This window comes from Novosphingobium hassiacum (assembly GCF_014196055.1).
GTDB lineage: Bacteria > Pseudomonadota > Alphaproteobacteria > Sphingomonadales > Sphingomonadaceae > Novosphingobium > Novosphingobium hassiacum.
The window spans coordinates 25,489-49,074 of the sequence record NZ_JACICY010000006.1 but is presented as its reverse complement, the minus strand read 5'-3'; the positions used below and the strand labels follow the sequence as shown (position 1 = coordinate 49,074).

At 63.6% G+C, this 23,586-nt stretch carries 25 protein-coding genes; 3 read left to right on the top strand and 22 right to left on the bottom strand.

Annotated features, from left to right (window positions below; translation table 11 throughout):
- Genes paoC through paoA form a run of 3 tightly spaced genes read right to left on the bottom strand, consistent with a single transcriptional unit; the run spans position 1 to position 3,796 of the window.
- Entirely contained in the window at positions 1–2,217 is a 2,217-nt protein-coding gene (paoC, locus tag GGQ88_RS12820; protein ID WP_183613837.1) for an aldehyde oxidoreductase molybdenum-binding subunit PaoC, read from the bottom strand.
- Positions 2,214–3,170: an FAD binding domain-containing protein gene (locus GGQ88_RS12815; protein ID WP_183613836.1), complete on the bottom strand. Its 957-nt coding sequence runs from the start codon at positions 3,168–3,170 to the stop codon at positions 2,214–2,216. The genes paoC and GGQ88_RS12815 overlap by 4 nt, the downstream gene beginning before the upstream one ends.
- A complete protein-coding gene (paoA, locus tag GGQ88_RS12810) occupies positions 3,167–3,796 on the bottom strand; it encodes an aldehyde dehydrogenase iron-sulfur subunit PaoA (protein ID WP_183613835.1) in 630 nt (209 codons plus the stop codon). Before paoA ends, GGQ88_RS12815 begins: the two co-directional genes overlap by 4 nt.
- Before the next feature lie 133 nt (positions 3,797–3,929).
- Here paoA and GGQ88_RS12805 point away from each other — a divergent pair, with 133 nt between their 5' ends.
- Complete coding sequence (locus GGQ88_RS12805) at positions 3,930–4,382, top strand: tRNA (cytidine(34)-2'-O)-methyltransferase (RefSeq protein WP_183613834.1); 453 nt, start codon at positions 3,930–3,932, stop codon at positions 4,380–4,382.
- Between the two features lie 2 nt (positions 4,383–4,384).
- On the opposite strand, the gene GGQ88_RS12800 is transcribed toward GGQ88_RS12805, so the two are convergent.
- Positions 4,385–4,957, bottom strand: coding sequence for a DUF4142 domain-containing protein (locus GGQ88_RS12800; protein WP_183613833.1), 573 nt, complete (start codon positions 4,955–4,957; stop codon positions 4,385–4,387).
- 139 nt (positions 4,958–5,096) lie between these two features.
- On the opposite strand from GGQ88_RS12800, the gene GGQ88_RS12795 reads away from it, so the two are divergent.
- The gene (locus GGQ88_RS12795; protein ID WP_183613832.1) at positions 5,097–5,528 is read left to right on the top strand and encodes a DUF3597 domain-containing protein; all 432 of its coding nucleotides are present in this window, start codon (positions 5,097–5,099) and stop codon (positions 5,526–5,528) included.
- A gap of 52 nt (positions 5,529–5,580) precedes the next feature.
- On the opposite strand, the gene GGQ88_RS12790 is transcribed toward GGQ88_RS12795, so the two are convergent.
- From GGQ88_RS12790 to GGQ88_RS12755, 8 genes are all read right to left on the bottom strand, one after another.
- On the bottom strand, positions 5,581–6,663 hold the full coding sequence (locus GGQ88_RS12790) for a sensor histidine kinase (protein ID WP_183613831.1): 1,083 nt from the start codon (positions 6,661–6,663) through the stop codon (positions 5,581–5,583).
- 138 nt (positions 6,664–6,801) lie between these two features.
- The gene (xth, locus tag GGQ88_RS12785) at positions 6,802–7,587 is read right to left on the bottom strand and encodes an exodeoxyribonuclease III (protein WP_183613830.1); all 786 of its coding nucleotides are present in this window, start codon (positions 7,585–7,587) and stop codon (positions 6,802–6,804) included.
- 37 nt (positions 7,588–7,624) lie between these two features.
- Positions 7,625–8,308, bottom strand: coding sequence for a Fe2+-dependent dioxygenase (locus GGQ88_RS12780; protein WP_183613829.1), 684 nt, complete (start codon positions 8,306–8,308; stop codon positions 7,625–7,627).
- Positions 8,305–9,051, bottom strand: a complete 747-nt coding sequence (locus tag GGQ88_RS12775) for a tetratricopeptide repeat protein (RefSeq protein ID WP_183613828.1) — start codon at positions 9,049–9,051, stop codon at positions 8,305–8,307. Before GGQ88_RS12775 ends, GGQ88_RS12780 begins: the two co-directional genes overlap by 4 nt.
- Positions 9,051–11,555, bottom strand: a complete 2,505-nt coding sequence (locus tag GGQ88_RS12770; protein ID WP_183613827.1) for a TonB-dependent receptor — start codon at positions 11,553–11,555, stop codon at positions 9,051–9,053. The genes GGQ88_RS12775 and GGQ88_RS12770 overlap by 1 nt, the downstream gene beginning before the upstream one ends.
- 321 nt (positions 11,556–11,876) lie before the next feature.
- On the bottom strand, positions 11,877–12,773 hold the full coding sequence (locus GGQ88_RS12765) for a dioxygenase family protein (protein ID WP_183613826.1): 897 nt from the start codon (positions 12,771–12,773) through the stop codon (positions 11,877–11,879).
- 28 nt (positions 12,774–12,801) lie between these two features.
- Positions 12,802–13,092 (bottom strand): muconolactone Delta-isomerase, encoded by a 291-nt coding sequence (catC, locus tag GGQ88_RS12760; RefSeq protein ID WP_183613825.1) that lies wholly within the window; start codon positions 13,090–13,092, stop codon positions 12,802–12,804.
- 3 nt (positions 13,093–13,095) lie between these two features.
- Positions 13,096–14,259 (bottom strand): muconate cycloisomerase family protein, encoded by a 1,164-nt coding sequence (locus tag GGQ88_RS12755; RefSeq protein WP_183613824.1) that lies wholly within the window; start codon positions 14,257–14,259, stop codon positions 13,096–13,098.
- An 87-nt stretch (positions 14,260–14,346) separates the two neighbouring features.
- Between GGQ88_RS12755 and GGQ88_RS12750 the strand changes: the two genes are divergently transcribed.
- A complete protein-coding gene (locus GGQ88_RS12750) occupies positions 14,347–15,258 on the top strand; it encodes a LysR family transcriptional regulator (RefSeq protein ID WP_183613823.1) in 912 nt (303 codons plus the stop codon).
- Here the strand turns inward: GGQ88_RS12750 and pcaD are convergent.
- From pcaD to GGQ88_RS12700, 10 genes are all read right to left on the bottom strand, one after another.
- The gene (pcaD, locus tag GGQ88_RS12745; protein ID WP_183613821.1) at positions 15,255–16,052 is read right to left on the bottom strand and encodes a 3-oxoadipate enol-lactonase; all 798 of its coding nucleotides are present in this window, start codon (positions 16,050–16,052) and stop codon (positions 15,255–15,257) included. The two genes, GGQ88_RS12750 and pcaD, sit on opposite strands and share 4 nt — an antisense overlap.
- Before the next feature lie 2 nt (positions 16,053–16,054).
- Entirely contained in the window at positions 16,055–17,257 is a 1,203-nt protein-coding gene (pcaF, locus tag GGQ88_RS12740; RefSeq protein ID WP_183613820.1) for a 3-oxoadipyl-CoA thiolase, read from the bottom strand.
- Entirely contained in the window at positions 17,254–17,892 is a 639-nt protein-coding gene (locus tag GGQ88_RS12735) for a 3-oxoacid CoA-transferase subunit B (protein ID WP_183613818.1), read from the bottom strand. Before GGQ88_RS12735 ends, pcaF begins: the two co-directional genes overlap by 4 nt.
- Positions 17,889–18,617, bottom strand: coding sequence for a CoA transferase subunit A (locus tag GGQ88_RS12730; RefSeq protein WP_183613816.1), 729 nt, complete (start codon positions 18,615–18,617; stop codon positions 17,889–17,891). Before GGQ88_RS12730 ends, GGQ88_RS12735 begins: the two co-directional genes overlap by 4 nt.
- 110 nt (positions 18,618–18,727) lie before the next feature.
- Positions 18,728–19,231 carry a cytochrome c family protein gene (locus tag GGQ88_RS12725; RefSeq protein WP_183613815.1) on the bottom strand — a complete coding sequence of 168 codons (504 nt, stop codon included), beginning with the start codon at positions 19,229–19,231 and terminating at the stop codon, positions 18,728–18,730.
- A 5-nt stretch (positions 19,232–19,236) separates the two neighbouring features.
- A complete protein-coding gene (locus tag GGQ88_RS12720; RefSeq protein WP_183613813.1) occupies positions 19,237–19,758 on the bottom strand; it encodes a methylamine dehydrogenase light chain in 522 nt (173 codons plus the stop codon).
- A gap of 36 nt (positions 19,759–19,794) precedes the next feature.
- A complete protein-coding gene (gene mauD, locus GGQ88_RS12715) occupies positions 19,795–20,403 on the bottom strand; it encodes a methylamine dehydrogenase accessory protein MauD (protein WP_183613812.1) in 609 nt (202 codons plus the stop codon).
- Positions 20,400–20,942 (bottom strand): MauE/DoxX family redox-associated membrane protein, encoded by a 543-nt coding sequence (locus GGQ88_RS12710; RefSeq protein WP_183613810.1) that lies wholly within the window; start codon positions 20,940–20,942, stop codon positions 20,400–20,402. The genes mauD and GGQ88_RS12710 overlap by 4 nt, the downstream gene beginning before the upstream one ends.
- Positions 20,939–22,114, bottom strand: coding sequence for an amine dehydrogenase large subunit (locus GGQ88_RS12705; RefSeq protein WP_246385947.1), 1,176 nt, complete (start codon positions 22,112–22,114; stop codon positions 20,939–20,941). Before GGQ88_RS12705 ends, GGQ88_RS12710 begins: the two co-directional genes overlap by 4 nt.
- 443 nt (positions 22,115–22,557) lie before the next feature.
- Positions 22,558–23,544 (bottom strand): AraC-like ligand-binding domain-containing protein, encoded by a 987-nt coding sequence (locus GGQ88_RS12700; RefSeq protein WP_183613808.1) that lies wholly within the window; start codon positions 23,542–23,544, stop codon positions 22,558–22,560.
- Between the last annotated feature and the right edge of the window lie 42 nt (positions 23,545–23,586).

The following is a 23,586-nucleotide window of genomic DNA, read 5'->3' as shown; positions in this document are numbered from 1 at the left end:
TCACACCAGCGCCGGCATCTGCGATATCAGCTTGTCCAGCGTGATCGGATATTCGCGGACGCGCACGCCGGTGGCGTTGTAGATCGCGTTGGCGACCGCTGCCGCAACGCCGCAGATGCCGAGTTCGCCCACGCCCTTGGCCTTCATCGGCGAGACGGTCGGATCGGTCTCGTCGAGGAAGACGACGTCCTGATGCGGGATATCGGCGTGAACCGGGACTTCGTAACCGGCAAGGTCGTGGTTGACGAAGAAGCCGAAGCGGTTGTCGACGGCAAGTTCTTCCATCAAAGCCGCGCCCGCACCCATCGTCATCGCGCCGATCACCTGGCTGCGCGCGGACTTGGGGTTGAGGATGCGACCGGCCGCGCAGACCGCGAGCATGCGGCGCAGGCGGACTTCGCACGTATGCATATCGACCGCGACTTCGACGAAGTGTGCGCCGAAGGTGGAATGCTGGTACTTCTCCGACAGATCGCCGAATTCCATCGTGTCTTCGGCGACGAGGCCTCCGGGGCCAGCAGCTTCGCCCAAAGCGACTGAGCGGCCAGCCGAGCTGACCTTACCGTCGGCGAACGTGACGTCGGCGGTGCTGAAGCCGAGCTTGGTGGCGACCGCTTCGCGCAGCTTGGTGCAGGCGGCGTAGACACCGGCGGTGGAACTCGCCGCGCCCCATTGGCCGCCCGAACCTGCCGAGACGGGGTAGGCGGTGTCACCCAGTTTCACCACGACCTTGTCCAGCGGAACACCCATCATCTCGGCGGCGGTCTGCGCGATGATCGTGTAGCTGCCGGTGCCGATATCGGTCATGTCGGTCTCGACGGTGACCATGCCGGAGCCATCGAGCCGGACGCGTGCGCCGGACTTTTGCGTCGGCGCGCCGCGGTAGGCCGACGCGACGCCCATGCCGATCAGCCAGTCACCTTCGCGGCGCTGGGCGGGTTTGGCGTTGCGGCCGGTCCAGCCAAACGTGTCGGCACCCTGGCGCAGGCATTCGACGAGCTGGCGCTGCGAAAACGGTCTATCGGTCTTGCCGTTATCATCGGGCACGACCTGGCTGTCGTTGAGGATGCGGAACTGGACGGGGTCCATCCCCAGCTTCTCGGCCATTTCGTCCATCGCGACTTCGAGCGCCATATGGCCGGTGGCCTCGCCCGGCGCGCGCATGGCGTTGGATTCGGGCAGGTCGAGCACCGCGAGGCGCGTCGCCGTCATGCGGTTCGGCGCGGCGTAAAGCATGCGCGTCTGCTGGACCGAACTATCCGGGCCGCCACCGGGAAGGTCGCCCGACCAGTTTTCGTGCGCGATGGCGGTGATCTTGCCGTCGCGCGATGCGCCGATGCGCACGCGCTGGATCGTGGCGGGGCGGTGCGTGGTGTTGTTGGCGACCAGCGCGCGTTGGAGCGCGACCTTGACCGGGCGCTTGGCCGCACGCGCGCCGAGCGCGGCAAGGATCGCGTCGGAGCGGACGAACAGTTTTCCGCCGAAGCCGCCGCCGATGTAAGGCGAGGACAGATGCACCTTGTCCTTGGGAATGCCGAGCGTCTTGGCGACATCGCCACGGCCCCAGTCGATCATCTGGTTGGACGTCCACAGCGAGAGTTCATCGCCCTTCCATGCGGCGATGCTGGCGTGGGGCTCCATCATGGCATGGCTGACGTCGGGGGTATGATATGTCGCGTCGATCTGGACGGGCGCGGCGGCAAAGGCGCTGGCAAAATCGCCGACCTTGCTGTCGGGCGCGTCCCCGTCCATGTCCTTGGGCTTGGTCGCTGAGGACTTCGCTTTCTCGAGATCGTAGGCACCATCGGCGCGCGTGTAGTCGACCTTGATCAGTCCGGCGGCGGCGCGGGCCTGTTCAAAGGTCTCGGCAACGACCAGGGCGACGGCTTGGTGGTAGTGCTGGACTTCGGGCCCGGCGAGCAGCTTGGCGGTGTTGAAATCGCCCTTCATCAGCGCGCCCGCATTCTGCGCGGTGACCACGGCGAGCACGCCGGGCGCGGCGATTGCCTCACGCGTGTCGATCGAGGCGATGCGGCCCTTGGCGATGGCCGAACCGAGGATGTGACCATAGGCGGGGTTGGCCGCGACGTCGTGGCGCTCGTAGGCGTAGGACGCGGTGCCGGTGGTCTTGAGCGGACCGTCGATCCGGTCGACTGGCTTGCCGACGATCTTGAGCTGGTCGATCGGGTTCGTGGTGGCGGGTGTGTCAAACTTCATGATTTGGCTCCCGCCTGTGCCAGAACCACGCCGAGCGTGCGCTCGACCAGCGGGATCTTGTAGGCGTTGTCCTTGGTCGGCTTGGCGTCGGCGAAGAGGGCTTGCGCGGTCGCTTTTGCGCCCTGCGGCAGTTGCGCGTCGGCTGCATCCACGCGCCATGGTTTGTGCGCGACGCCGCCAATGGTGACGCGGCCCTTGCCGTCCTTGCCGATCACTGCCGCGACCGAGATCAGCGCGAAGGCGTAGGACGCGCGGTCGCGAACCTTCTTGTAGATGTGCTTGCCGCCCAGAGGCTTGGGCAGGGTCACCGCGGTGATCAGCTCTGCCGGAGCGAGGTTGGTGTCGATGTGCGGCGTCTCGCCGGGGAGGCGGTGGAAGTCGGCGATGGGGATCGTGCGGGTCGAACCGTCCGAGCGCACCGTCTCGACCATCGCATCCAGCGCGCGCATGGCGACGGCCATGTCGGAAGGGTGCGTGGCGATGCACGATCCGCTGCTGCCGACGACCGCAAGCTGGCGGCTGTACCCGCCGATCGCCGAGCAGCCGCTGCCGGGGGTGCGCTTGTTGCAGGGCATATTGGTGTCATAGAAATAGGGGCAGCGAGTGCGCTGGAGCAGGTTGCCGGCGGTCGTCGCCATGTTGCGCAACTGGCCGCTGGCGCCTGCGAGCAACGCGCGCGACAGGACGCCGTAATCACGGCGGACGCGGTCGTCGGCGGCAAGATCGGTGTTGCGGACGAGCGCGCCGATGCGAAGGCCGCCATCGTCGGTCTTGTCGATCCGGTCGAGCTTGAGGCCGGTGACATCTACCAGATGTGGAGGTGTTTCGATCTGTAGCTTCATCAGGTCGAGCAGGTTGGTGCCGCCCGCAATGAACCGGCTGCCGGGGTTGCGCGCGGCGGCAGCAGCGGCTGCGGCGGGCGAATCGGCGCGTTCGTAGGTGAAGGGCTTCATGCCTTGGCTCCCGCGACTTCGGTAATCGCCTCGACAATGTTGGAATAGGCGCCGCAGCGGCAGATGTTGCCGCTCATCCGTTCGCGGATTTCGGCGTCCGCCAGTTGCGGCTTGGCGGTGAGATCGGGCGTGACATGGCTGGGGATGCCCGCGCGAATCTCGGCGATAACCGCGACCGCCGAGCAGATCTGGCCGGGGGTACAGTAGCCGCACTGGTAGCCGTCGTGCTTGACGAACGCGGCCTGCATCGGGTGGAGACTGTCGGGCGTGCCGAGTCCTTCGACCGTCTGGATGCGCTTGCCCTGCTGCATCACCGCGAGCGTCAGGCACGAGTTGATGCGCTTGCCATCGACCAGCACGGTGCAGGCACCGCACTGGCCCTGATCGCAGCCCTTCTTGGTGCCGGTCAGCTTGATGTGCTCGCGCAGCGCGTCGAGCAGGCTGGTGCGCGTGTCGAGGTTAAGCGTGTGCGACGTGCCGTTGACGTCGAGCGTTACCGGGACAGTCGGCGGGGGAGTGGTCTGGTTGGTCATCTGGGCCCTTGCCGGATTCGTCGTGGCCATCGCCGCCGTCGCCGCGCCGCCAGCAAGCACGCCCCGCCGGGTAATCTCTAATTCCGAAGCCATCTTGGGCAGTCCTTATCGTGGTCGCCGTGCCGGTCGAGCCGCGACAAAATCCAGAACACCGCAGCCGGACCAGCGTTCCGGAGGCGGGTAACAAAGGCTTGCAAGGTTCGCGGGCACGCGCCAATCGGCCAAGATGCGTATCGCCCTGTTCGAACCCGAAATTGCTGGAAACGTCGGTGCGGTCCTGCGACTGGGGGCGTGCCTGGGTGCGAGCGTCGATCTGATCGAGCCGCTGGGTTTCGAATGGGACGACCGGAGGGTACGCCGCGCCGCGATGGATTACATCGACCACGTCAGCGTCGTTCGCCACGCGAGTTTTGCCGCGTTTCGGGCGTCGATAGGGGCGAGCCGATTGCTATTGTTCACGACCAAAAGCCGCGAGTCCGCTTACGCGTTTCGCTTCAAGCCCGACGACGTGCTGCTGTTCGGGAAAGAGAGCGCGGGTGTGCCGGCCGAGGTTGCGCAAGCGTGCGACGAACGCCTGACGCTGCCGATCAGGCCTGAGGTACGTTCAATGAACCTGGCGATGTCCACCGCGCTGGCGCTGGGCGAGGCCCTGCGCCAGACGGGGACGTTGCCCGGCTGAGGTTACTGCATTCCTTTAGCCATGTTGAGGTGGCCGGTCACGATCGGCACCAGTTCGGTGGCGAAGGCCTTGAGCGACGGCACGTCGCCCGAAGCCGAATAAGCCTTGAGCTTGTCGAGCGTCATCTGATGGGCATCGACCTGCGCGCTGATATATGCGGTGTCGAAGGCAGCGCCCGACTTGCTCTTGAGATCCGCGAGCGTCTGCTGCTGCATCGCCGTCATCTCCGGCATCGGAGTGATCACGGGTGACGCGGCGGCGGCCGCGGTCTTGAGCTTGGCGGTCGAGTCGGTGTGCGCCTTGATCATCTGCTGGGCGAAGGTCTTGACCTTGGCACTGCTGGCCATGTCGGCGGCAAGTTTCGACGAGGCGATCTCGAACGCGTCGCTGGAAGCAGCGGCATTGGCGAACGCCTGTCCGCCGCTGGCTTCAGCGGCGCCAGTGGTTGCCATGTCTGGCATGGTTTCGCTGGCGACGGTCTCCGTGGCGACGGGCGTGGCTGCGTCGTCCTTCGAACCGCACGAGGCGAGCGACAAGGCGAGCGCGGAAATTGCGATCGTGGCGGTGTACTTCATCGGCCATCTCCTGGATTGGTCAAATCGTGACTTTACAGTGGCATGAGGCTCAACCCGTCGAGGCCTATGACGTTCCGGCGATAGCTGTTTTTGCGGCTCGAGCGTTGGCTAGCCACGACAACCTTGCAAGGAGCAGGACATGGCAATCTTCGGCAACATCCTGAAAAAGATATTCCACCCCGGTGCGGCGGCGGCTGCCCCCGCAGCAAAACAGAGCGCGCCGACGCAGGCGTCGCCTGCTGCCGTGACGCAGACATCTGCGCCTCAGGCTGCGCAACCGGCACCCGCTCCCGCTCCTGCTGCTCCGACGTCGGTCGATGTCGGCGCGGTACTCGAGGCGATGGCATCGATGAAGGACGACAAGGGCGGCAATTACCAGTCGTCGATCGTCGATCTGCTGAAGCTGATCGATCTCGATTCCAGCCTGTCGGCGCGCAAGGAACTGGCGGAAGAACTGGGCGTGCGCGCGGCGGCGGATGGCACCGCCGAGCAGAACATCGCCCTGCATCGCGCGGTCATGGACAAGCTGGCCGAAAACGGCGGCATCGTGCCCGACAGCCTGCGCAACTGAACCGATCGCGGCGGACGGAGTGGCCGGGCACCTCTCCGTCCGAACCTTGCGTTCAGGTCTGAACCGCTTCCGGCGCAGCAGCATCACGCGAGAACAGGATCTCGACGCGCACGCCCGACCCGGGCGATGAGCGCACCTTGAGCGAAGCGCCCGCATTCTGACGCAGGGAATGCGTGATGATTGCGCCCATTTTGCCCGCTTGCGGCCAACTTGCGCCTTCGGGGAGGCCGATCCCGTCGTCCTCGACGATCACGCAGCAGCCCGTATCATCGACCAGGCTGGAGACCCTGATCGTGCCGCCTTCGCCTTCGACGAAAGCGTGTTTGAGCGCGTTGGTCATCAGTTCGTTGATGACCAGCCCGGTCGGCATCGCTACGTTCAGCGAGACCGGCCAGCTATCGACCGCGAGTTCGAGCCTGACGCCTTCGGTGGCGTGGACCTCCATCACCGCCGAGGCGATGCGGCTGACATAGGTGCCGAGATCGATCACGTCACCCGCGCCTTCGCCCGATAATTGATCGTAGAGCAGCGCCAGCGCACCGATCCGGCCAGCCAGCCGGTCGAACCGCTGACCCGTCTCGTCGTCGGCGAAGTTGCGCGCCTCCATCCGGATCAGCGCGGTGATCATCTGGAGGTTGTTCTTGACCCGGTGCTGCAGTTCCTGAAGCTGATGATCGGCATCGCTGGGCAGGCGTCGCTGCCGTTCGCCGCTGCTGCGCTCGGCAAGGGCGACGAGGCGGTAGATCGGCTGGCCCTCATCGTTTTCGATCGTGTTGGACCACGCATCGACTTCGATATTCTGGCCCGCGCGATCGATCACGAACGCGCCGAGGTATTCTTCCTGCGTGAAGACGGCGTCCGCAAGCGACTGGTCGTTATCCTTGGGGGCCGCGACGCCGGGCAGCGCCGTCCAGTCGCCGCCTTCGACAGATGCGGCTGACACGCCGGTCATCCGCTCAAATTCGAAGTTGCAGTAGGTCACTTTCTCGGAAGGTCGCAGTTCCGAGATGGCGATTGCAACGGGGACGTGGTCGAGGAACTGCTTGAACCGATCGCTTTCGAGAGCGTCGGCCAATCCCGGCGTCGAAACGAGGCTTTCGACCGCCTCGGTTTCAAACTTGCTGTCCGTGCCCATGCCTCATGACCCATTCTGACTGGCGGCCGAATTCCGGATAGCCCTGTCGTGGGGATTAGAGTGTATTTGCCACCGCGTCCAATAACTTGCAGTGTGAAATAACCTTGGGGGAGCAGGAGTTGCCTCGTTCGCTCGCGCTTAGCGTGACGTGCGATCGGCGAGTTCGATCCATACCGGCGTATGATCGCTGGTCTTGTCCCAGCCGCGCGGGGTACGGTCAACTTCGGCCTTGATCAGCCGGCTGGCCGCCTGGGAATTGAGCAGCAGGTGATCGATGCGCAGACCGGCATCGCGCTCGAATGCGCCGCGCCAGTATTTCCAGAAAGTGTAGAGAGTTTCGCCGGGGTGCAACGCACGCAGGGCATCTGTCCAGCCCTGTTCGAGCAGGCGGGCATAAGCAGCGCGGACTTCGGGGGCGAACAGCGCATCGTCGAGCCAGCGTTCGGGCTTGTAGACGTCCAGCTCGGTCGGCATGACGTTGAAATCGCCCGCGATCACGACCGGTGCGTCGAGCGCGACGAGGCCAGCGAGATGCTGATGAAGCCGGGCGAACCAGCGCATCTTATAGTCGAACTTCGGGCCGGGGCGAGGGTTGCCGTTGGGGAGGTAGAGTCCGGCGATCAGCACGCCGTTGATCGCGGCTTCGATGTAGCGGCTCTGCTCATCCTCGGGTTCGCCGGGGAGCCCGCGCCGGGTTTCGTGAATGGTGCCGACGCGCGAGAGTATGGCAACGCCGTTCCACGATTTCTGGCCAAGCCAGATCGCCTCGTAGCCCAGATCTTTGAGCGCGGTTTCGGGGAAATTCTCGTCGCTGGTCTTGAGTTCCTGCAGCGTGACGACGTCCGGCCGGGCCTCGTCGAGCCAGCGCAGCAGGACCTGCAGGCGGCCGTTGATCCCGTTGACGTTGTAGGTCGCGATCTTCACCTGATGCAAACGGCTGCGGCGCGTGAAGTGTTCCGGCCTAGCAGTCCGTCCATTGGCGCAGCAGGTTGTGGTAGACGCCGGTCAGGCCAATGATCGCTGGGTCATCGTGGCCGTTGCGCGCGGCGAGCGACTGGATCGAGGTGTCGAGATCGAACAGGATGCTGCGCGCGGCGTCGTCGCGGACCATCGACTGGAGCCAGAAGAAGCTGGCGGTACGAGTGCCGCGCGTGACCGGGGCGACGCGGTGGAGCGAGGACGAGGGGTAGAGCACCATGTGGCCCGCAGGCAGCTTGACCGGGCTGGTGCCGAACTGGCCCTCGACGATTAGCTCGCCGCCGTCGTAGGCATCGGGGTCTTCGAGAAACAGCGTGGCCGAGAGGTCAGAGCGGATGCGGAAGTCTGAACCCGGCTGGATGCGGACGGCGGCATCGACGTGCATCCCGAATGCCTCGCCGCCGGTGTAGCTGTTGAACAGCGGCGGATAGACCTTGAGTGGCAGCGCGGCGGCGATGAACAGCGCGGACGTGCCCAGTGCGTCGAGAATGTACGCGCCAGCCTCGCGCGCGGCGGCGCAGGTTTCGGGCAGCTGGCGGTTGTTCTTGGCAAGCGCGGACTGGTGGCCCGAGGTGGCGTTGCCGTCGGTCCATTGCGCAGCGTCGATCAGCGCGCGGATGTGGGCGACGCCTGATGCATCGAAGACATCGGGAATGACGTGCATCATGGCTGTTCTCCCTCGCCGAGCAATGCGGTCGCGCCTTGTTCGCGCAAGATTGGATCGTCCGAGCCGCGCAGCCAGCGTTCGCACTTTTCGAGAAACGCGGGCGTCGCTGTTTCGCGGACGTGGGCGAGCCAGGCAAGGGCTTCGTCGTGCTCGCCCCTCGCGGCAAGCAGTCGGGCGATGTTGAACTGGCCGCGGAAGTCGCCGCCCTGGGCTGCGGTGCGGTAGTGCCCTTCGGCGATCGCAAGGTCCTGCGCGACGACCCAGCCGTCTTCGTGAAAGCTGCCGACGTAGTTCGCAGCCTTGGCGTTGCCGAGAGCAGCTGCCTTTTCGAACAGGGCGAGCGCGGCAGGGCGGTCCTGCGCGACACCTTCGCCCAGCGTCAGCGCAGTGGCATAGTTGTACAGGCCCCAATCGAGACCGCGATCGGCGCAGATGCGAAAGCACTCGGCTGCGCGGGTCTTGTCGATAGCGGTGCCCCAGCCGAGATCGTAGCAGCGCCCGACCATGTTGAGCGCCATCAGGTGGCCTTGCGCCGCGGCCTTGTTGAACCATGCGAACGCCGATTTTGCGTCCTGCTGCACGCCGTTGCCGTCGAGCAAAAGCTGGCCATAGAGCGCCTGCGCTTCGGCAAGGCCCGCCTCTGCGGCGTCGCAGAGAAAGGCGGCGCGGACGTCGGAAGGCCCTGACAGAATCGCTGCCAGGGCCTCCGGGGTCAGTGCGTTGAGATCGTCGAGTGAGGGCATCAGTACTTGAGGTTCAGCGTGCCAAGCACGGTGCGACCTGCACCGATGGTAGCGTAGTGCGACTGGTAGGCCTGCGTGAAGAACACCTTGTCGGTCAGGTTCTGGACGTTGACGGCAACGTCGAGGTGGTCGTTGATCCGGAAACCCGCGCGGGCATCGAAGCGCCAGTAGCCGGGGATCGAACGCGCGATTTCCTTTGTCGCTGGATTGATCGTCACGACGCCTGCGCTGTTCTGCGTCGCGGTGCGATTGTCGGCATAGCCGCCATAGACGCGGCTGGTGTAGAATGCGCCGCCGCCGAGGCTGAAGCGTTCAGTCGCCTGCAGGTTCGACCAGATCGTGAAGCTGTGCTTGGCGGTCTGCGGGAACTGCTTGCCCGTGTTGGGCGAGGCGACGTTGACGACCTTGGCCTTCTGTCCGGGGACCGCAGCGGCGGTCAGTGCGAGGAACCCGCCATCGGTGATCTTGGCATCGAGGTAGGTGTAACCACCGAACACGTTCCAGCTGGGCAGGATCTGGCCGTTGAAGCCGAATTCGAGGCCTTTGACCTCCTTCTTGCCGAAGAACTGCGCGGTGTTGTCTGCCCCGATCACGCGGGAATTGTCGGTGCGGGTGCGGAACACCGCGACGTTCAGCGAGAGGCGGTTGTCGAACAGATCGGCCTTGGCGCCGACTTCGAGCGACTTGGACCGTTCGACCTTGAGCGTGTCGATCAGGCCGGCGGCAGACGCGGTCGTGCCGAGGCTGTTCTGTTCCTGCCCTTCGCCGATCAGGCTGTTGGGCGGCGTCGAGGAGGTGGCGTAGCTGACGTAGAAGCTGGTGTTCGGAGTCGGCTTGGCGATCAGACCGCCCTGATAGTTGAACATCTTGTCACGGCGTTTGAGCGTGAAGCTCTGCGTGGCATTGGCGGCCTGGCCGGGGGTGACCTTCGAGGTGAAATCATCGTAGCGCAGGCCGATGTTGGCGATCAGCCACGGCGCAAAGGTGATCGAATCGAACGCATAGAGCGCCTTGGTCGAGCCCACGACCTGCGTTTCTGCAAGCGGCAGCGACTTTACGATGGGCGCAAGCGTCGACGATGTGTCGCTGGCGTAGTTCACCCAGGGATCGTTGGGGTTGGGAGTAAACAGGCTGGCGCAATAGTAGCGTGCGACGGTGGCGGTGTTGCAGCGCGGGCTGATCGTGGAGCCTTGCGACAGGATCTCGACGCCCGAGGAATTGAGGAAGCCGCGCGTGACGAATGTGCCGCGCCGCGCCTTTTCCGCGGACCATTCGCCGCCAAGTGCGAAGCTATGTTCGATACCGCCGGTCATGACTTTGCCGAACAGGTCGATCTGGTCGGTCAGGGTATCGACATAGCCGTAGCGGGTGTTGGCGCGACGCCAGACCTGACCTCCCGGCTGGGCGGCGAGGTTTCCGGGGTTGCCGAAGACGTTGCCGGTCGAGTCATCGGGCAGGAGGAAGATATAGTCCTGCGTGTTGTGCGTGAAGCGCGCGGTGTTGCGCAGGGTGACGTCGCCGAAATCGTGCTGGACGCGCGCAGTGAACTGGTCGGTCCTGCTATCGCGGAAGTCGCGATCAACCAAGCCATAGAAGGTGCTGCGATCGACAAACCCGGTCTGCCCGCTGGCGGTGGTGATGTTGCCGATGGCCGGTTCGGAGAGGGTGCTGCCGACCGGTGCGTTACAGAACGTCGCCGAGCAGGCATAAAGGAACGGAATGCCGCTGTCGGGCAGTTCGTCGGTCGTCAGATGGTAATAGCTGAGCGTCAGCTGCGTTGGCGTGCCGAGCCCTACGGTGATCGACGGTGCGATCCCCCAGCGCTTCTGGTAGATCGCATCGCGTCCGGCGACGTCCTGATCGTGCCACAATCCGGCAACGCGCACGCCGATCGTAGGCGTCAGGTGATAATTTACATCGGCGGTGATGCGCTTGTAGTCCGCATTGCCCCCGGTGATCGAAGCGGCGACGAAATCGTCGCGCTCGGGGAGCTTGGACACGATGTTGAGTGATCCGCCCGCGCTACCGCGCCCGCCCAAGGTGCTGTCCGATCCGCGTACGACCTGGACCTGATCGACCGCGAACACTTCGCGCGTCTGCGCGGCGCTGTCGCGCACGCCGTCGAGGAAGGTCGAGCCCTGGCTGTCGTAGCCGCGGATGAACGGACGGTCGCCGATGGGATTGCCGCCCTCGGCCGCGCCGAAGGTGATGCCGGGGACTGTGCGCAGCGCATCGACGAGAGTTGCCGAGGCGGTGTCCTTGATCACCTGCTTGTCGACCACGACGATCGAGCGGGGGGTGTTGAGGATCGGCGCTGTAGCCTTAGCCGAGACCACTTCGCCCTGCGCGCCGGTGACGATGATCGTGCGCTGATCCGGCGCATCAGCCGCTTCGTCCGCCGGTGTGGTCACATCGTTCGCCATGGCGGGGGCAGAGGCGATAAAACCGACGCAGGACAGGGCGAGATAGCGGGTGGTGCGTGCGTTGCTGGCGAGAATGGTCATAAGGCCCCTGATCTGATCCGCATCGGGCGGACGTTGCAGTGTCCTTATTGCGACTAATTCGCATGGTCAAGACTATTGAGAGGCATTCGCAAGTTTTGATCTGGATCAAATTTGGCAGTGCGGTGATGGGGGCGTCCGTTGGCTTGAGGCTTCGCCGCACCGGCAGGCTTCCGCCTGCGCGCGCGAGGCAATCTGCGAGATATCGTCGAGCGCGCTGCTCAGGAATCAGATCGCGGCCCCCAACTCACCGGGGGCCGCGACCATGTTTCTGCTCCGGTCTGACCTATTTCTGCGATACGCAGGGAATAGGTCGATGACCTGTTACCCTTCCGCGCGGCTGCGGTGCGAGAACTGCTGGTCTTCGTCCGAACGGGCGCGCTGGATCTGGAAGTCGAAGGCGATGTGGGCCGTGTCGCCCTGACGGCTGGGCACTGGCAACAGGCCTTCGCGGGTGCCGAATGCAAAATCGTCTGCGGCAAACGGATCATCGCCGAAGTTGATCTGCGTGGTCAGCGTGCGATAACCGGGAGCTTCGACAAAGAAGTGGACGTGTGCAGGCCGGTTGCCGTGACGACCCAGCGCCTGCATCAGCACATCGGTGGCACCGCCCGGCGGCACCGAATAGCCGTGAGGCATCTTTGAACGGAAGGCATAGCGTCCATCGGCGCCCAGCTTGATCCGCCGACGGTTGTTGAACGGCGTCTGTTCGCCCGTGGGATCGAAGTGCGAATACCAGCCTTGGCTGTTGGCGTGCCAGACATGGAGCACGGCATCGCGGACCGGTTCGCCATCGGGGCCGGTAATCGTACCAGTCATATGCAGCGTGTCTGTCTCATCAGGGTCAGAGGTGAGGTCGACTTCGGTAGTGCCGTCAACCAGCGGCGCGCCTGCAACATAGAGCGGGCCTTCGATGGTGCGTGGCGTACCGCCGGCCAGACCGGCTTCGGCGTCCTTTGCATCCATGTAGAGATCGAGGAAGTGCTCGAGCCCGATGCCCGGAATGATCAGGCCGATCTCTCCGGCACCGTCGGCAATGAACTTTGCTGCCTGCCAGAATTCGCTTTCGCTTACGTCGTGCTTGACGATAATCTCTGCGCTGGCTTGAAGCAGGTCGCGCATGATGGCTTTCAGGCGCGGGTTTCCGCCTGCGACATCGAGGCCGCTGGCGCGATCGAGCAGCTTCTGGGCGGCGTCGGAACTGGCAAAGTTTGAAGGCATCTGTGTTCTCCCGGAATGCACGTTGGTGTCAGCGATCGTCATCGCGGATGGAAGAGGGGTGCCGGCATAGCGGCGTGACCTTGATGGTCATGAACGGGTAGAGCGGCAGACCCATCAGGATCTCGTGAAGCCGCTCGTTGCTGACGACATCGAAGATCGACAGGTTGGCGTATTGCCCGGCGACGCGCCAGATGTGGCGCCATTCGCCGCTGCGCTGGAGTTCGTGGCTATAGGCCTTTTCCGTGGCCTTGATACGGTCCGCTTCGGCTTTGTCGAAATCGAGCGGAATAGCGACGGTCATTTCTACCTGGAAAAGCATGGATCAGGCTCCTTGAAGAGCAAATTGGCTGGTTGTGCGGTCACGCCGGAAACGGGCGAGGCGATCTTCGTCGAGCGCAATACCAAGGCCGGGGCCTTGCGGCACTTCGAGCGTGAACTCGCGATATGTCAAAGGCTCTTCGAGTATCTCTTCGGTGAGGAGCAGCGGGCCGAACAGTTCGGTGCCCCACTGCAACGAAGGGAAGGTTGAAAAGGCATGGGCCGATGCAATCGTGCCGATCGCGCCCTCAAGCATTGTGCCGCCATATAGGCCAATGCCCGCAGCGTCGCCGATTTGGGCCACGGCGCGCGCGGCATCGAGGCCGCCGGATTGCTCGATCTTTACGGCAAAGACGTCCGCCGCTGCGGCGCGCGCGAAGTCCATCGCGCTGGCAGGGCCGGTCAGGCTTTCATCGGCCATGATCGGGATCAGCCCCAGCGCGACAAGGCGTGCCATGCCGGTGCGATTGTGGCGCACGATGGGCTGTTCAACCAGATCGCACCCGACTTCAGCCAGCATGGCAAGGCCGCGCCGGGCGGTTGGTTCGTCCCACGCCATGTTCACATCGACCCGCACCGAAGCCCGGTCGCCCAGCGCCTGCTTGATCGCGCCGACGTGCGCGACGTCCTGCGCCAACGGGCGTTTGCCGATCTTCAGCTTGAATGCATTGTGACGGCGCACGCCCAGCATTTGCTCGGCTTCGGCAATGTCGCGCGAGGTATCGCCACTGGCCAGCGTCCACAGCACGGGGAGGGCTTCCACACGCCTGCCGCCGAGGAGTTCGCTGACCGGAAGTCCGAGCCGCTTGCCCTGTGCATCGAGCAACGCTGTTTCGATGGCGCATTTGGCAAAGTGATTGCCCACCACGTGACGGGCCAGCAGCGCCATCGCCGTGGCAGGCCGTGTGGCTTCCTGTCCGCAAAGCAGTGGGGCAAAATAGGTGTCGATGGCTGTCTTGATCGTCTCGGGACTTTCAGGACCATAGGCAAGACCGCCGATCGTGGTCGCTTCGCCCAACCCAACGATACCGTCCGAGCAGGTGACGCGTACAAGGCAGATCGTCTGCGCATGCATCGTGGCCATCGCCAGCACGTGCGGACGGATCGTCGGGAGATCGATCAGTATCGTCTCGATTCCCGAAATTCGGCAATTTGCAGAGTCAGTCATGGCCCATTTGACTAAGCGTTTTGCAGAAATGTGGGAAAGACCGGTTCGCTCTGCTATCATGCTCTGAAGGTATGATGAGAGGGCGTGATGGAAATTCGGCACTTGCGCTACTTCCTCGCCGTGGTCGAGATGCGCGGCTTTACCCGCGCCGCCGATCACCTTGGCGTGTCACAACCGCCATTGAGCCGCCAGATCCGTGATCTTGAGATCGAGCTTGGGGTGGACCTGTTCGAACGCGGGACGCGCCCTGTACAATTGACCGAGGCGGGGCGATTGCTGTTTGAACAGGCTGCGCCTGTCGTGGCGGCGGTTGATCAGATCAAATCGACAATCAAGCGGTGGAAGCAGGCACGCCGCCCGCGGTTCGCGGTGGGCGTGGTGGGATCGATCCTGCATGGCGACATGCCAGCGATGATCCGCCGCTTTCGCGCGGCGATGCCCGATGTCGAAGTGGAACTGATCGAAATGATCACGCTGGAGCAGGTGGCCGCGCTCAAGACAGGCCGGATCGATGCCGGGCTGGGGCGTGTGCGGATCGACGATCCGGCAATCGTGCGCGAGGTCTTGTTCGAAGAACCGTTGATGGTGGCCGTCCCCATCGATTCGGCGTTGGCTGCAGACGCGGGGCCGCTGCCGATCGCCGCGCTGGAGGCAGAGCGGGTCATTCTCTATCCCAGCCAACCGCGCCCGTCCTATGCGGATCAGGTTCTAGGTCTGCTGGCGCGCAACGCGGTGGTGCCTGCGGCATCGCGCGAGGTGCGCGAAGTGCAGACTGCCCTGGGCCTGGTTGCGGTGGGCGATGGCGTCGCCATCGTCCCAGAAGCGTTGAGCCAGACGCGGCATGGCAACATCGTCTACCGTCAGCTCCAAGGGCAGGGCGTGGTGTCGCCGGTCATTTTGAGCCTGCGCGCATCGGACAGCAGCGCAGCCGCCCGCGCATTTCGTGATGCGGGGCGCGACACCTGGCCTGCCAGTGCGGCTGCGCCCGGCCCTTCCTAGTCTTGAGCCAGGTGTGCGAGCACCGCCTGCGCGAACAGATCGGGGCATTCCACGTTGGAAAGGTGTGCCGCTGGCAGTGTGACGAGGTTCGCATCGGCGGCCGCTGCAACGAGGAACTGGGCGTCTTCCACCGTGGTCGCCTGATCGGCTGTTCCGGCGATGACCAGCGTTGGCACGCGGTTGAGTGCCGCAGTGGGGCGTTGGTCCATGTCGCGGATGGCAGCACAGCTTCCGGCGTAGCCTTGCGGATCGTTGGCAAGGAGCATCCCGCTGATCCAGTCAGTCTGCGCGGGCGACGCTTCGAGAAAAGCAGGCGTGAACCAGCGCGCCAGCGAGGCTTGGGCCAGTGGCCCCATGCCGTTTGCCAGGACGCCTTCGATCCGTTGCTGCCACGCCGAAGCGGGTGCCATACAGGCCGATGTATTGGCCAGCACCAAGCGCAGAAGCCGGTCAGGCGCGCGGTGGGCCAGCCACTGACCGACCATCCCGCCCATCGACAGGCCGCAGAAATGTGCCCGCGCGATGCCGAGTGCATCGAGCACGGCGAGGGCATCGCGGCCAAGGCGGTCCATCGAATAGCCACCGGGCGTCGATTGCGACTGCCCCTGGCCGCGGCCATCGTAGCGCACGACGCGGTAGCGATCGGCAAAGGATTGAATCTGCGGGTCCCACATTGCCATTGTCGTGCCCAGCGAGTTGGACAGCAGCAAGGCTGGTGCATCCTCAGGGCCAGCACATTCCACGGCAAGGCTTGCGCCATCGTCGACGACTATGGTGCGTGCACTGGTCTGCATGGTCACACGCGCTCCACGATCATGGCAATGCCCTGGCCTACGCCGACACACATCATGGCCAGTGCATAGCGGCCACCCGTTTCGTGCAATTCCTGCACGGCGGTTTGCACCAGTCGCGCGCCGGACATGCCAAGCGGATGACCAAGGGCAATAGCGCCACCGTTCGGATTGACACGGGGATCGAAGGGATCGACGTCCAGATCACGCAGCACGGGAATGGCCTGCGCGGCAAAGGCCTCGTTCAGTTCGATAACGTCCATTTGCCCCATCGCAAGGCCAGTGCGCGCCAGCAGCTTGCGCGCCGCATCGACAGGGCCGACGCCCATGATGCGCGGTGCCACGCCTGCTGAAGCCATGCCGACCACCCGCGCGCGCGGGACGAGGCCATGTGTCGAAGCGGCACTTTCGCTCGCAACGATCATCGCAGCCGCGCCATCGTTGAGGCCCGATGCGTTTCCGGCGGTCACGGTGCCTTGACCGTGGACCACGGGCCGCAATGCGCCCAGCGCTTCGAGGGTGGTGGCACGCAGATGTTCATCCTGCGCAAACGCGCGCGTCTGGCCTTTGCCGGCAGGGACGCAAACTTCGATGATCTCGCGCGCGAAACGGCCGTTTGTCTGCGCGGCGGCAGCTTTTTCCTGGCTGGCAAAGGCGAAGCGGTCCTGCTCTTCGCGCGATACGTTCCACTGCACCGCAACGTTTTCGGCCGTTTGCGGCATAGTATCGACGCCATATTCGCGCTGCATGGCAGGATTGACGAAACGCCAGCCAAGGGTTGTATCTTCAATCTTCTGGTCGCGGCCGAATGCCGATCCTGCTTTGCCGAGCACATAGGGTGCGCGCGTCATGCTTTCGGCGCCGCCAGCGATCATCAAGGCAGCATCCCCGCTGCGGATGGCCTGTGCGGCGATGCCGATCGCGTTCATGCCGGAACCGCACAGGCGATTGATCGTGGCGCCCGGCACCGTTTCGGGCAAACCTGCAAGGAGGACGGCCATACGCGCCACATTGCGATTGTCCTCGCCCGCCTGGTTTGCACAGCCGAGGACGACATCATCGATAGCCGCCCAATCCACCTGAAGATTGCGCTCGACAAGGGCGCGCAGCGGCAGTGCTGCAAGATCATCGGCGCGAACGGATGCAAGGCTGCCGTTCAGGCGCCCGATCGGTGTACGCACGGCATCGCAGACAAACGCTTGAATCATGCTGCCACTTTCAATTCTGCGCCGGTGCGGGCGCGAATCTCGTCCACGCTGACGCCCGGCGCGCATTCGACGAGCGTAAGTCTGGCGCCTTTTTCGACCGAGATCACGCCAAGATCGGTAATGATCAGATCGACCACACCCTTGCCTGTCAACGGGAGCGTGCAGCGTTCCAGAATCTTAGGGCTGCCATCTTTTGCGCAATGGTCCATGACCACCACAATCCGTTTGACACCGGCAACAAGGTCCATCGCGCCGCCCATGCCTTTCACCATCTTGCCGGGGATCGTCCAGTTGGCAAGATCACCGTTAGCGGCAACCTCCATCGCGCCCAGCACGGCCATGTCGATGTGGCCACCACGGATCATCGCGAAGCTGTCAGCACTCGAAAAGAAGCTGCTTTCGGGCAGGGCGGTGATGGTCTGCTTGCCGGCGTTGATCAGATCAGGATCGGCTTCGCCTTCATAGGGGAACGGGCCGATACCGAGCATTCCGTTTTCGGACTGGAGGGTGACATTGACGCCCTCGGGCACATGGTTTGCTACCAGTGTCGGTATGCCGATGCCAAGATTGACATAGTAGCCATCGCGCAGCTCCTGCGCGGCGCGCGCGGCCATTTCGTCGCGGGTCCAGCTCATGCCTGCAACTCCCCGTCGGTGGCCTGCTTGGGGCGGGTGGTCAGCTTCTCGATCCGCTTTTCATTGATCGTCGAAAGCACCACACGATCAACGTAGATCCCCGGGGTATGAATGCAATCGGGATCGAACGTGCCTGCGGGTACGATTTCTTCCACCTCAACGACGGTGATCTTGGCAGCAGTGGCCATGACCGGGTTGAAGTTGCGCGCGGTTTTGCGGAACATCAGGTTGCCAGCCGGATCGGCCCGCCACGCCTTGATGATCGCAAGGTCCGCGCGCAGCCAGGTTTCGCGCACGTATTCCTCGCCTTCGAATACCTCGGTCGGTTTGCCTTCGGCAACGGTCGTGCCAACGCCAGTGCGGGTATAGAAGCCCGGGATTCCTGCACCGCCAGCGCGGATGCGCTCGGCCAGAGTGCCCTGCGGGCTCAGTTCAAGTTCGAGTTCGCCGGACAGAAACTGCTCTTCGAACAGCTTGTTGTCGCCGACATAGGACGCGATCATGCGTGTGATCTGGCGGCTCTGGAGCAACATCCACAGGCCGAAACCCTCAGCGCCTGCGTTGTTGGACACGACGGTGAGGCCAGTGACGCCGGAGTCGCGGATTTGCGGGATGAGGCTTTCCGGATTGCCGGAAAGGCCAAAGCCGCCGGACATCACGGTCATTCCATCGAACAGCAGACCGTCGAGCGCGGCTTTCGGGTCAGGAAAAATCTTGGAGGACATCGGGATCATGCATTCTAGCGAAGGGGAAGGTACTGCACCCCGTCATAAACAGAACGGGACGCGTCAAATATGCGCGATTATCGCATGGATCATACCCGGAAGGTATAAGTTCAGGTGGGGCAAGTCGGGCGCCGCGCGCGTGCCTGCGGTATCGGCAATGCACCAATCTGCTGCATCAGACGCTCGCGCACGGGGCGGGCCGTGCGCAGCCAGTTTGCGCGAAGGGCGCCAACTTCGGCTGCGGTAAAAGGTGCGGGCTTGCAGGAAGCGGGAGCGCCCATCTCTACCACGAGCCAATTGAGCAGGCGGGCCGTCCCGTCATTGTCCAGCCGGGATGTGGCAACGCCCGGAACCTGCATGATATACGCGCGTCCGCCGGGCACTTCGAGAAACCGACCGAGCGAGGCGCGCAGATCGGGCACCTTGCCAGCGATGCCGCGCCCGTCAGGGAGGTGGCAGCCCTGGCAATGGAGGGCATAGTCCACTTCGACCCGGGTCTTGGCCACCATGTCTGCCGGACGGATCGCGACCGGCGCGCTTGCCGCAGCGACGGTAGCCGCCACTGCTGTGACAACCGAAGCGGCAAGCGCAAACAGGGGCAGCGGATAGGCCATCGCGGTCAGTCCGCCGGACCTGTCACCACCGAGAGCGAGCAGTGATAGGCCACACCAGTCTGCGTGCCGAGGCACCAATCAAGATCATTGGCCGTGGTCGGCTGATAGACCGGCGTTGCGCCTTCGTCCCTGCTGCAATTGCAGCGGCCGCAGGCAGCCTTGCCACAGCAGTCGTTGTAGCTGATCACATAGTTGCGGCCATCGGTGGGATTGCGGCACGTGCCGAGCCAGGTGATCGGTGAAGGCTCAGTCCCCGGCGGGCAGGATGATGCCGAACCCCCGCAGCATGAACACAGGAACCCATCGACCGCGCAATAGCGCCAGTAATCGCACGAATTGGGATCGCCTTCTTCCTGAACCTGAATAGGCACGGCGGCCTTTTCAGCACGCACGCGGGAGATCGGGAGAAGCGTTGCCGCGCCGGTGGCGGTGACAATCGCGCCAAGACGTCCGATGAAGCCACGACGCGAGGTATTTCGGGCGGTGGACCGCGCCAGATATTCTGCCGCACGATCAAATCTGCGCATGGTTGATATCCCTGTTGATGTTCGGTGCTTTGCCCGTCATTCCGCAGCCTCGGCCATAGTGCGGGCCGCAAGATCCTGCAGTGATCCTACGCCCAGACGGTGCGCTTCGAACAGGCTTTCAAGGTGTTCGCGATTGTTGACCAGGCCCTTGGCGACGATCGTCCCGGCGGCATCGATCAGCACTGCATGAGGCAGCTTCGAGACCTGATAGGCAAGACCAAGCGGCGTGGAAAGCACGAGCGGGTAAGCCTCGAGCTTCTCACGCTTGATCATGGCGAGCTGCGCGGGCATGTCGCCATCGCTGGCAAGCACGACCTGAAGCGCGCCGCGTCGTTCACGCTCTACCGATTTGACCAGCGGCAGCAGCGATTTGCAAACGGGGCAGCTGGGCGAGAGGAAGAACAGCAGCGTGAGCGGAGCGGTACTTGCGCCGCCGATCCGAACCGCCCTGCCATCCACTGCCGCAAGCTCGAACGAGGGTGCCGCATCGCCCACAGCCGGACCGCCCGGCATGACCAGCGCCCCGACCGGGCCAAGCCGTTCATGCAACATGCCAACCTGGCGCAGCAGGGCAATGACGACGAGGCACAGGCCAATGACCAGTGCCCACAGCGCGATCAGCGCAGCTATCACGGCGTTCGTCATGCCGCAGTCTCCTTGGTGGGAAGGGCAAGCGAGAGTTCGCCGCCCGCATAGACAAGACCCAGCACGATCAGCCCGCCAAGCAGGGTGATCGCATCGAGCCAGACAAATTCGCGCGACGCCGCTTCAACAACGGCGGGCAGGGCGAGCGCCGCAAAGGCAATGTTGCGCACAATCATGCCGCGCCGCAAACCGGGTCCACGTGCGCCGAAGCCAAAGCAGCCGCAGTCGATCGCCGTGTTGCCGCGCGCGATGTTGAAGGCAATCACTGTTGCGTAAAGCATGAGGATTGCGGCGCTGGCGATCATGCCTGTCTTTCCGACAGAAGCGACAAAGGGCACCATCAGCGCCGCAAGGCCAGCGGCAAGTTCTGCCATGGCAAGAAGCGGCGCTGCCAAAGGCACCAGCACAGCCGGGACGATATTGTAGCCCGTCACCGCGCCGGAAAACTGCCGCAGATCGCGCAGTTTGTGCAAAGCGCTTGCCAACATCAGGGCACCAAGACCGAGCCCGCCCAGCCAAAGGATGATCGGGTCGTTCATGGCGCCGTCGCAGCGGCGGGAGCGACCGGCGGGGCCTGAATCAACGTAATGTCCGAACCGAGCCCTTCGACCTTGCGAAGGATCGCAGCGTCCGAGGGGCGACGCACGACGAGCGTGCCGGAACCGAACAGGGCTGTGTAAAGCAATGGATCGGCATCGTTACTGATCGATACGGCCGTGGATGGCGTTTCGAGCGGCAGGCGAGCAACGCGCTTTTTGGCAGCGACGTCGAACACCCAGATTTCGGTGCCGGGATGCTTGTGGGTGCCGGGGCCGCCTTCATGCATGAGGACATAAAGCAACCCTGAGGGTGCATGATAGGCGTAAGGCTGCAATCCACCGGGACGCCACGCTTCTTCGCCTGCCGCCGTCAGTTTCCAGCGTGCGCCAGGCGTCGGCGTGCCGGTAGCATTGTCGACTTCGGCAACAGCGCCCGAAAAGGTGATGAACAACCAGCGGCTTGACGCGATCCGCACAGGCTTGTCACTCGCCGGATCTTCGCGCTCGAAGAGGGGTGGCGTGGTGGCACCCAGGGTGATCTTGCCATCTTCGGCGAGCGCGCCTGATTGCATGCTGCCATCGGCACATTGCATCATGAAACTGCGCGGACCGGTCATATGCGCGAGGGCGCAGCCCGGCGTTTCGAATTCGCCAACCAGCGTCTTGGCCGCAGCATCGACGACGGTCATCGTCTGCTCTGGCGTGAAATTGTAGATCAGCATGAAGCGCCCGTCGTCGGTCAACGGGATCGAGGAAAGCAAGGGAAGAGCCTGCACACGCTTGGGCGGGATCACGACTTCTGCGCCAGGCATCAGGTCCTTCAGGCCGAACCAGGTGATGACATCGGTTCGTTCGCCCCGGCTGCCGCGCGAGAAGAACGTGGCAGGTATCAACAAGGTTGAAGCATCGGGCGTGAACTGCACGCCAACGTGCGAATGGCCGCCCGGAACGGTGCCAAGATACGTCCCGCTGTCGGCATCGACGATGTAGCTGCGCCCGTCGATCAGGTGGGTGAACACGACATCGTTTACCACCACCCAGTGCGGCGGCATGCGATCTTTCAACTCGACCAGCGTCACGTCCTCGGTGGCAAGGACTGGCACCTTGGGCGGCGCTGCCTTCTTTGCGGGCCGGGCATCAGCAGAGCTGACCAGCAGCCCCAATGCTGCCATGAAGAGAGGTAGCCCCTTCAGTCGATCTGCATACATAGTGTGGCGTGCTCCCCTTTGACCGGCCCGAGCAGTCAGTCGTGCAAATGGGCTCGACAGACAATGGCATTGGCACGGACATCCGTCCGATTGGCGTGCTTGTTATCAGATGTGACCGAGAATCGATGAAAGCGGCGACATTTTCAATTGCATAACGCTTCCGAATTCGGACAGGATTTTCGCGTTTGGCATGGCGAGGACAGGGAACCCCTGATTTGTGCCGATTCCTGCTCCGCCAGATCTTTCTGCAATAAGCCGGTCGGCAACGATTGAAGCGTGATTTGTATAGACCGATGCGTGTTCCGGACACCGGCCAAGGCGCCGTGCAGGACAATCGGGAAGTACTTTGGGGCAGTCGGTGCGCCACAAACGAAACCTGGCCGGTCCGTCGTCGGGAGGACCATCACCTAAACGCGGCGGCGCAGCGTTTCAGAGGGCAGGCAGCCGTACTGCTGGCGATAATACTGGGCATAGCGTCCGAAATTGACGATCCCGCATTCCAGCATAAGTTCGGTAACGCTTGTATCGCCACTGCCAACCATGAGCGCGGCGTGGAGCCGTTCGAGCCGGTGGCGGCGCACATATTCCAGCGGCGTCAGGCCAAGGAAATCGCGGAAACCATTCTGCAGCGATCGCACCGAAACGCCGACTTGCGTGGCCAATGCATTGATCGAGATCGTGTCGTCCAGAGACTGATGAATGATCTCTCGCGCCCGACGGACATGGCGTGGCGAAATGTCATTGCCGTGCAGCGCAATCTGTTCGGAATAGCTGTTGGTGTAGTTGCCCAGCAGCACTTCAGCCAGGACCATTTCATACTGCCGCTTCAGCCGCCGACTGGCCATGATGCTAGGGCCAAGGCGCAACTGGGCACTGATGTGATGGATCATCTCGCGCCAGACGAGCGGCAATTCGCGCGCGGCGTGGTTGCCGGAATAGAACTCCAGCGGGTGGCTGACGGGAATGTGCAGTTCGCGCGAAAGATATTCAGTGCAAGTGGCGACCGGCAGGCGCACGGCGAGATGGCGACATTGCGGCGTCATTTCCACACGCAAAGGCGTTCCCGGCGAGGACACAATCATCTCGTCGCGGCGCAGGATGATCTTTCCATGGTTTGCCCACATCGTCGTTTCGCCGTCGAGCGCGAGATGGACAAGGATATGGTCATCGCCAAGTTCGGCGGACACGCCGACATCCGCGCCATATTGCAGATCGACGATCTGGATGCTGCCAATTTCGGCGCTGTAGACGCGCGCATCAAGCCGTATGCCGGGGCTGCAATCGAAGCTGTGGCGCGACAGTTGGCGTGACAGGGCGTTGTGCACGACTTCTGCATCGTTCGAGCACAGGCTCGACACGCCGGGCACATTGGCTTGGGCAAGCGATGCAAGCACGACCCTGCTCCGTCCGGTTTGGCTGGCGCGGCCTTGCGTCCT

Coding starts and splice junctions, on each gene's coding strand:
- GGQ88_RS12780 (WP_183613829.1), bottom strand. CDS start 8,308: ATGATGCACGTCATTCCCGATGTCTTCGATGCATCAGGCGTCGCCCAC.
- catC (WP_183613825.1), bottom strand. CDS start 13,092: ATGCTTTTCCAGGTAGAAATGACCGTCGCTATTCCGCTCGATTTCGAC.
- GGQ88_RS12710 (WP_183613810.1), bottom strand. CDS start 20,942: ATGAACGACCCGATCATCCTTTGGCTGGGCGGGCTCGGTCTTGGTGCC.
- GGQ88_RS12755 (WP_183613824.1), bottom strand. CDS start 14,259: ATGACTGACTCTGCAAATTGCCGAATTTCGGGAATCGAGACGATACTG.
- GGQ88_RS12730 (WP_183613816.1), bottom strand. CDS start 18,617: ATGTCCTCCAAGATTTTTCCTGACCCGAAAGCCGCGCTCGACGGTCTG.
- mauD (WP_183613812.1), bottom strand. CDS start 20,403: ATGACGAACGCCGTGATAGCTGCGCTGATCGCGCTGTGGGCACTGGTC.
- paoC (WP_183613837.1), bottom strand. CDS start 2,217: ATGAAGTTTGACACACCCGCCACCACGAACCCGATCGACCAGCTCAAG.
- GGQ88_RS12795 (WP_183613832.1), top strand. CDS start 5,097: ATGGCAATCTTCGGCAACATCCTGAAAAAGATATTCCACCCCGGTGCG.
- GGQ88_RS12735 (WP_183613818.1), bottom strand. CDS start 17,892: ATGAGCTGGACCCGCGACGAAATGGCCGCGCGCGCCGCGCAGGAGCTG.
- pcaF (WP_183613820.1), bottom strand. CDS start 17,257: ATGATTCAAGCGTTTGTCTGCGATGCCGTGCGTACACCGATCGGGCGC.
- GGQ88_RS12750 (WP_183613823.1), top strand. CDS start 14,347: ATGGAAATTCGGCACTTGCGCTACTTCCTCGCCGTGGTCGAGATGCGC.
- GGQ88_RS12815 (WP_183613836.1), bottom strand. CDS start 3,170: ATGAAGCCCTTCACCTACGAACGCGCCGATTCGCCCGCCGCAGCCGCT.
- GGQ88_RS12770 (WP_183613827.1), bottom strand. CDS start 11,555: ATGACCATTCTCGCCAGCAACGCACGCACCACCCGCTATCTCGCCCTG.
- GGQ88_RS12790 (WP_183613831.1), bottom strand. CDS start 6,663: ATGGGCACGGACAGCAAGTTTGAAACCGAGGCGGTCGAAAGCCTCGTT.
- GGQ88_RS12800 (WP_183613833.1), bottom strand. CDS start 4,957: ATGAAGTACACCGCCACGATCGCAATTTCCGCGCTCGCCTTGTCGCTC.
- GGQ88_RS12720 (WP_183613813.1), bottom strand. CDS start 19,758: ATGCGCAGATTTGATCGTGCGGCAGAATATCTGGCGCGGTCCACCGCC.
- pcaD (WP_183613821.1), bottom strand. CDS start 16,052: ATGCAGACCAGTGCACGCACCATAGTCGTCGACGATGGCGCAAGCCTT.
- GGQ88_RS12775 (WP_183613828.1), bottom strand. CDS start 9,051: ATGCCCTCACTCGACGATCTCAACGCACTGACCCCGGAGGCCCTGGCA.
- GGQ88_RS12705 (WP_246385947.1), bottom strand. CDS start 22,114: ATGGCAGCATTGGGGCTGCTGGTCAGCTCTGCTGATGCCCGGCCCGCA.
- GGQ88_RS12805 (WP_183613834.1), top strand. CDS start 3,930: ATGCGTATCGCCCTGTTCGAACCCGAAATTGCTGGAAACGTCGGTGCG.
- GGQ88_RS12725 (WP_183613815.1), bottom strand. CDS start 19,231: ATGGCCTATCCGCTGCCCCTGTTTGCGCTTGCCGCTTCGGTTGTCACA.
- paoA (WP_183613835.1), bottom strand. CDS start 3,796: ATGGCTTCGGAATTAGAGATTACCCGGCGGGGCGTGCTTGCTGGCGGC.
- GGQ88_RS12765 (WP_183613826.1), bottom strand. CDS start 12,773: ATGCCTTCAAACTTTGCCAGTTCCGACGCCGCCCAGAAGCTGCTCGAT.